We start from the raw sequence: 7,385 nt of genomic DNA on the forward strand, positions 1-7,385 counted from the left end.
TGCGCGCCATGCTTGCGAAATCCGTGTCGGAAGCGGCGCGCTTTCTGACCGTCCGGCGCGTTTCCAACGAGGCGGCGCCGGCGCTCGCCCGGCTGATCGGCGCGATCGGGGCGCGTTTCGGGGTGGTCGTCACGCAAAAGACCGCGGCGCAGGCGGTCCCGGTGATCGGCGCGATCAGCGGCGCGGCGATCAACGTCGCCTTCACCGAGCACTTCCAAAGTCTCGCCCGCGGCCATTTCATCGTGCGACGGCTGGAGCGACTGTATGGCCCCGCCATGGTGCATGCCGAATACGCCAGGATCGCGCGCGCCGAGGGGTATTGGAACGATCCGTCGCAGGCGGCGTGAGCAGCGACGAGCGTGCTTGATCACGCTGCATTTGGGGAATGGCTTAGTTTGAATTTCGGCTTTGGGTGGAACGCGGAAACATTTGGCTGGCAGGATATTGGCTTCGCGCCACGAGCGGACTCTCGCTGCGAGCCATGTTGAGGACATTCGAGCCAGCGTTGTTGAAGCCTGACCCGTTAGATATAGAACCGGAAAGGCAGTGGCGCTGCTACTTGCGTCGGGCCCGCCGTCAGTATTTCTCCAACCAGATCGGCAAACCTCAGCGTCACCGGCAGGCCATCCGCGAACCCCGCGTTGTTGAAGTTCAGCTTGGTCAGAGACATCAGGTCTGTCAGCACCTGACGTAGATCCGCCTCGCCATTGACTATGTCGACCGTCACCGGGTTCGGGACTTCCCGGCCTGGATAGGTGTTCAGGCGCGGCGTGAAGCCTGTGGTCCAAAGGTAAGCCCTTCGATCAGAAGCAATGATTGCGGTTCCGCGCAGCACTGGTTTCGATCCATAGCGGAAGAGTTTCAGCTCGTTCTGGCGCCTGATGCGAATTCCGACGAGCTTCGTGTCAACCGGCACCGTGGATCGGAAGCCCTCCCACTCATCCTTCTCGAACCAGGTCTTGCCGTGGATGAAGAGCTCGGTTGGCGGCCGTCCATGTATTTCCTCGTAGGACGAAATCACCATCTGCATCAGCTGAGCCGCTTGCTCGCGGCACAGATGGAAGCTGCCGTCGGTTTCGGAGTACCAAGGGCCGACCGCGCCCTTGAATACGAGGCCCTCGCCTGAGTTCAAGAACATCTGAGCCCCGCAGCAGGCGTTGTTGCAGCCCTTGGCGTTCTCGATCCTTTTGAACACCAGACCGACATAGCAAACGCCCTCGCGTACATCGGCCACCCGCCACGGCCGACCGCCTGACTTATAAAAGCTGGCCGTGGCGAGATTCCAGGCGACCGAGGCCGGATCCTGCAGCGATCGCCGCGTCCCTTCCTCGAATTCGGCGGGAGTCAGGGTCGTCTCGCGTATCACCTGCAGCACCTGGCCGGTGTCGAGAAGGCGAGCTTTCAGCTGGTTATGAAAATTGAGCTCATACTCGTAAAGAGCCGCCGCCTCCATCTCCTCAATGAACATCGAGCCTTTGGAAAGGATCGACTTCGCGGCCTTGCGGCCGAGGGAGCCCGTGGCCTTCACGCGCTGGTCTTTCGGCACAACCGATTTCGGTCGGCCGTAGCGGAAGACTTCCTCGGGGATGATGGCGAACCAGAACTGGGGGCGCGCCTCCTGCTCGCGCAAATACTTCCTCAGGGCGTCGCCGTAGACGTCGACTGCCTTGAAGATCGCCTCGTGGCGATCTTCAGTTCTGATTCGCTCGCTGAGGACATCGCCATCGATGGTGATGGTGGCGAATGGCTTTGCCGGCCATGGAACTCCAAAGGCGGCCTGGAAGCCAGGCCACATGGTCTTGTTCTCCTCGCGACCCGTCTCCGGCGCCGCGATGGTTGAGGCAATCGCTTTGACCCAGGATTGGTATCGCCGAATACCGTCAGCCGTACCGATGACGCCAACGTCCATCCGCGCTGGGTTCTGGTTGGAAGCCGGCGGCCCATAGAGGAACAGTCCGTCCTTGGGGTGCTCCGTCTTTTGGTTGAAGCCGAAGCTGAGCAACGGCTCCTCGACATGGGTCATGATCCAGTCGGTCACTCGTCGCCCTCCCCTTCGAGATCGGCGTCGAAACCAATGTCCTCCTCATCCTCGGGCTCGTCCGGCTCCTCGGCTTCATCCTGGAATTGGAGATCGCCGACAATGTGGCGCTCGGCGGTCAGCTGGAGGAGCCTACCGGCCAGCACCAGGTTCTGAGACCCGTCCAATGGAATCGAGCACGCTGTTGCACCATCCGCCAGCCAAACTGCGAAGGCTTCCTGCAACTGTCGCCAGTGCTGGTTCCACCAATTCTTGCAAAATCGGCGGCGAATCGGCGCGGTCCGCTTCGGATCAGTAATGGCCGTCTGACCGTCGTCCGAGAAAGCGACGTAGGGCTTGAAACGCACGAACGCAGGAGGCCCCAAGACCACGCTCACCTTCATTGCCAAGTGCCAGTAGACCTTATTCCGCTCGCTGCGGCCGACTACGTTCTTATTCGTCCGGCGCCCCGACGCGGCCGTATATGGGACTTTGTTGTTAGCGACCAAACCGTCCCGAAAGTAGTAGGCGCTACTCGAACGCTGCGGCAGCTCTTTCAGACCGCGTGCGAGCAGGTAGCGTTCGACATGCTGCCGTAGCAGCGCGGTGGCGATGTTTTGAGCGTCACTGCGGCGGGGTGAGGTGACATTGGGGACATCTCCGGTGAGGAATTCGTCTAGGGACGCCACCGCCCGCGCTTCGGCCACCATGGGCGTCGGCAGGACGGCGTTGATCTTGTCGATATCCGCAAATGTGATGAGCAGCTGATAGAACGACCTGAACGGGATTCCGCTCGAATGCAGGGCCGTCGTGACCGCGGTGGAGTCAGAGTTGTGCTTGAGATACCGCACCTCTGCAGGCAGTGAATTCACGGGCGACAGGCTGGTAAGGACCGGTTCCTGTTCGACGCTGACCGAGGCGGCCGTTTTCACGGCGTCCTGCCGCCAACGCTCGAATTCCTGCGATTGGTCACCCTCCGACCGAGGAACGTCGGCGGTCTCTATCGTGTCCAGCAACTCGATCAGCTTCGCGCCCCAGTCTCGGCTGAAGTCGATAGCGTTCAGCTGGTGCACCAAGATTGGGAAGTCGCTGAAGGCCACGTCGTCGAGGCGGACGGGAATGATGAAAGCCGGATCTATGAGCGCCTTGCGGACGGCGTCGGCCACGGACAGCTCATTGCGCACACCCTGGCGGTTGGGATCGACGCTCGCTTTGGAGGCGACGAAAATGACCTTGTAGGCGTGCTCACGTAGCGCATCCTCGATCGTGTTCCAGAACGGCATGCCGCCCTTCAGGCCGAACATATCGGCCCACACCTTGTAGCCGTGGCCAGTTAATCGGGCGCCCAGCCAACGAACGAAGTCGTTGTCATCAGGAGTCGCGTGGCAGATGAATATCGTGTCACGGGCCATGGGCGTCAGCGAATCGGTTTGCGCCATTTTACCGGAAACCTGAGGTTGACGCCTAAAACTGGCCCAGCTGACGCGATTCGAGTTCCTTCATCGCGCTCAACGACGAAGAACGCTTAGGACCCAGGCGACGCGCGCCAGATGCGCGTGCTCTGAAGGTCTGCGTTGGGTCAAATCAAGCCATTCATCATCCGCTCGGTGGGGCGACTGCCATGGGTCGTCAGCCGAAATTCAAACCGGGATACGACGGCGTTCGCACGAACTCGCCCAAATGCGATGACGCGATTGATCTCAAAAGCGTCGAGCGCACTTTACGCGAAAAACCAATCTCCACTATTTCGCGAGCCGCGCTCCATGGCGACGTGGCGAAACAAGTGATACGAATTCCGTCTGATCCGTTCGGTCGGAGCTTGTCATTCCCGGCAGGCCGCAGGCCTGACCGGGAATCCAGAGCCGATCCAAGAACGCTGGTTCTGCTCTGGATTCCCGATCGCGCGCGTTGCGCGCGTCGGGGATGACAGCCGAGCCGTTTAAATCGACATCGTATGAATCGTTCGAACGCGCGCGCCCCCCTCCCCGCTTGCGGGGTTACGGGAGACACACATCTTTCCTCGGTGAGCTGGAACGATTGAGCGCGTTTCCTTCTCCCACGAAGTGGGAGAAGGCAGCCCTCGCGTGAGCGAGGGTCGGATGAGGGCCGGCGTCCCGGCGCGATTCCTTGGCGATTTGCGCGAAGTCCCTCGCTCTGTCGGCAGAGGGAAAGCCCTCATCCGACCCCACTTCGTGGGGCCACCTTCTCCCGCAAGCGGGAGAAGGGGACGCGCATTTCCGCGCTTCGCCTAACGCAGACGGCGCAGCGCCTCGGCGAGATGGCCGATCTGCTTGGTCGTGGCGACGCCGGCTTCGTTTTCTTCGAGCAGGACGAAATCGGCGCCGGCGAGATTTTCATCGAGTTCTTCCGCTGTCGCCGCCAGCCGCTCGCCATTCGAGGCGTCGCCGGGCGGGCGCCGGTAATGACCGAGTTCGATATTGTTGTCCGCGGTGCGCATATAGAACCAATAGTCGATTTGCGGCGGACAGGGCGCGAGCGTCGCCGCCGCCAGAACCTGATGCAGAAAGCTGCCGCCAAGCGCGAGCAGCCGCGGCGCGCGCGCGCAATCGCCCTTCTCCCCTGCTCTGCCGATCGCCGCGGTCGGATAAGACGCGTCGGGCCACAGAAGATTTAGAAGGTCCAGCAGGTCGCGATCGGTGCCGAGGGCTTCGGGCGCCGGCGCTGATGTAAAATCGAGCGCGCCGACGGGAGACGCCGGCGCCGCGCGCGTAACTTCGCGCATGGCGAGCGCGCCGCCGACGCTGTTCCAATGCGAGCCGCCGCGCGGAAACAGCGCGATCTCCTGTTTGGATTTTTCCGCGTCGATCAGCGCCGGGCCGTCCACATAGCGCACATGCGATTCATCGAGCGCCGCGCGATAGGGCGCGAGCTTGTCGGGCATCGATGTCGCGCGCGAAGCGCAGGACGCGGATGTCGGCAAATCTTCCGCATAGCGCGCCGCCTTGGACGGCGAAATCAGATAGACGAAGCTCTTTCCGCGCGCCTGCGCCATCTCCTGAATCTCGCGCAACGCCGCGGACCATGCGGCGACGCGGGCAGGATCGAAGCCGCCGTCGCGCGCGCAGAATTCGTCGATATAGATATCTTCATAGAGCTGGCCGTTGCGGCCGATCATGACGCCGGGCGCGGCCGAACCGCCGAAAAGCGAAAAGACCAGCTGATTTTTCGCGCGTACGGAAATCGGAAAAACCGGCGACATTCGGCCGAGATTCGTCGACACCGCCTTTTGCGTTTCTCCCGAAAGAAAAGCGTCGAGCGTCCAGGGCGCGGGCTTTGGCTTGGCGACGCCGGCGAGCGGCGAGGCGCTCCGGATGCGCAGCTTCGGCCAATCGCGTTCAACGGCGAAATTCCACAAATTGGCGAGGAACAGAAAGGCGATGAAGCCCGCGCAGCCAAAGATCGGCAGGCGCGCGAAGGTGAGCGCGTTGAGAAAGGCGCGCGCGAAAGAGGCCGGCGCCGGCGCCGGCGCTCCTAATTCCGCTTGATCTTTCTCGACGCGTCTATCCATGTCGGCCTGATTGTCCGTCCGCTTCAAAAGCGAAAGTAGATGAACGGCTTGAAGGGATCGGCCAGTCCCTTCGCCAGCGCCGCAAGGAAGAGCAGCGACAGCGCGCTGTTCGACGCCATGGCGTAACGCTGCGCCGCGCTTCCCCAATCGAAGTCCTTGACATAAAGCGACAGCCGCTGCGCGACGCAAATCGCCGCGGCGATCAGCGCCATGACGACATATTCTTGCGGAATGGCGAGCGGCGCACTTGCTTGCGCCCATGGATTCGCCATCAGCGCCAGCAGCGCGCCCGCCTGCTGAAGAGAGGCCGCGCGAAAGAAGGTCCAGCCGACGATCACGACGATCATCGTGACGATATTGGCGCACCAATCGGGCAATCGCTGCAGGCTTTTCACCAGAAACAGACGGTCGAGCACCAGAAACACGCCATTATAGGCGCCCCAGGCGATATAGGTCCAAGCGGCGCCGTGCCAAACGCCCGAGGCGAAGAAGCAGATCCACAGATTGAGATAGGTGCGCGCTTCGCCGCGCCGATTCCCGCCGAGCGGAAAATACAAATATTCGCGAATCCAGCTGGTGAGAGAAATATGCCAGCGCCGCCAGAAATCGGTGATGCTGGTCGCGACATAGGGCATGTTGAAATTTTCGAGAAGGCGGAAGCCGAACATGCGCGCCAGTCCGATCGCCATGTCGGAATAGCCGGAGAAATCGAAATAGATCTGGAAGGTGAAGAACAGCACGCCCGCCCAGGCTTGCGTGAAGCCGAGAGAACCGACGTCGCGCGAGAAGATCAGGTCGGCGCCGCTCGCCAGCGTATCGGCGAAGAGCAGCTTCTTCACGACGCCGAGCATGAAGCGCGAAAAGCCGATGACGAAATCATCGACGTCGGCGTGCGGCATCTCGTCGAACTGGCGGGCGATATCGTGATATTTGATGATCGGCCCGGCGAGAAGCTTGGGGAAGAAAAAGACGTAAAGCCCATAGAGCAGCGGCGCGCGCGCCGGCGCGGTGACGCCGCGATAGACGTCGACGAGATAGGTGATTTTTTCGAAGACGATGAAGCTGACGCCGATCGGCAGCGCGATCTGGGGAATGTTGATCCCCGGCAGCGTCAGCGCCTTCAAGATCGCGTCGAGATTGAGCGCCAGAAAGCCGGTATATTTGTAATAGACGAGGATCGCGAGATTGGCGACGACGCCAAGCGCGAGCCAGAGCTTGCGCGGTTTTTGCTCCGACGACGCGGCGATCCGTTGCGCCGCATAAAGGTCGAGCGCGACCGAGGCGAAGACGAGGAAGATGAAGACCGGCTCGCTCCAGGCGTAGAAAATAACGCTGGCGGCGAACAGGATGAGCGCCCGCCGCAGGCGGACCTCTCCGAAAAACAGATAGATGAGGTAAACCGCCGGGCCGAACAGAAACAGGAACAGCGGCTCGTAGAAAAGCATGATTGTCCTGCGTTCGTCGGCGCGCCGGCGCGAGCGCTAAGGCCTGCGGCTTCTACCAAAACCGCCGCAGAGGGGCAAGAAACGGCGTCTCGACGGGGACGTCCTCCATGAATCGCCGGCGGCGGCGGCGCCGCTCCGCCTTCTCCCGCTTTAGCGGGAAGGGCGCCACGAAGCGCCTCCCCAACCCTCCCCCGCTTCGCAAACCGGGTGTTCCCGGTTTGCGTATCGACCCCGAAGTCGGCGACAGCCGACTTCGGACGGGAGAGAGAGCAGGTTGCGCCCGTCGTCAGAATTGCAAGTTGCTTACCTGCCGAGCAGCTCGACGCCGTCGAGTCGCGCGAATTTGCGGTCGAACGTCACGGTCGCTCGACACTGATGCGACCTGCCCGTCTCA

The 7,385-nt window shown here is 61.7% G+C and carries 5 protein-coding genes; 1 reads left to right on the forward strand and 4 read right to left on the reverse strand.

The annotated features are described in order from the left end of the window. A partial coding sequence (locus QZ964_RS21420; RefSeq protein WP_292534415.1) for an EcsC family protein occupies positions 1 to 347 on the forward strand: 347 nt, incomplete at its 5' end. A gap of 176 nt (positions 348 to 523) precedes the next feature. Here the strand turns inward: QZ964_RS21420 and QZ964_RS21425 are convergent. The 4 genes from QZ964_RS21425 to QZ964_RS21440 all read right to left on the reverse strand — a co-directional run bounded on the left by QZ964_RS21425 (position 524) and on the right by QZ964_RS21440 (position 6,991). Beyond that, complete coding sequence (locus QZ964_RS21425; RefSeq protein ID WP_292534417.1) at positions 524 to 2,038, reverse strand: hypothetical protein; 1,515 nt, start codon at positions 2,036 to 2,038, stop codon at positions 524 to 526. Continuing rightward, positions 2,035 to 3,456, reverse strand: coding sequence for a toll/interleukin-1 receptor domain-containing protein (locus QZ964_RS21430; protein WP_292534419.1), 1,422 nt, complete (start codon positions 3,454 to 3,456; stop codon positions 2,035 to 2,037). Before QZ964_RS21430 ends, QZ964_RS21425 begins: the two co-directional genes overlap by 4 nt. A gap of 809 nt (positions 3,457 to 4,265) precedes the next feature. Beyond that, on the reverse strand, positions 4,266 to 5,546 hold the full coding sequence (locus QZ964_RS21435) for an alginate O-acetyltransferase (RefSeq protein ID WP_292534422.1): 1,281 nt from the start codon (positions 5,544 to 5,546) through the stop codon (positions 4,266 to 4,268). Positions 5,547 to 5,569: 23 nt separating this feature from the next. Further along, the gene (locus QZ964_RS21440; RefSeq protein WP_292534424.1) at positions 5,570 to 6,991 is read right to left on the reverse strand and encodes an MBOAT family O-acyltransferase; all 1,422 of its coding nucleotides are present in this window, start codon (positions 6,989 to 6,991) and stop codon (positions 5,570 to 5,572) included. Positions 6,992 to 7,385 lie beyond the last annotated feature (394 nt).

The sequence above is a fragment of the Methylocystis sp. genome, from assembly GCF_021731785.1.
Taxonomy (GTDB): domain Bacteria; phylum Pseudomonadota; class Alphaproteobacteria; order Rhizobiales; family Beijerinckiaceae; genus Methylocystis.

Coding starts and splice junctions, on each gene's coding strand:
- QZ964_RS21430 (WP_292534419.1), bottom strand. CDS start 3,456: ATGGCGCAAACCGATTCGCTGACGCCCATGGCCCGTGACACGATATTC.
- QZ964_RS21435 (WP_292534422.1), bottom strand. CDS start 5,546: ATGGATAGACGCGTCGAGAAAGATCAAGCGGAATTAGGAGCGCCGGCG.
- QZ964_RS21440 (WP_292534424.1), bottom strand. CDS start 6,991: ATGCTTTTCTACGAGCCGCTGTTCCTGTTTCTGTTCGGCCCGGCGGTT.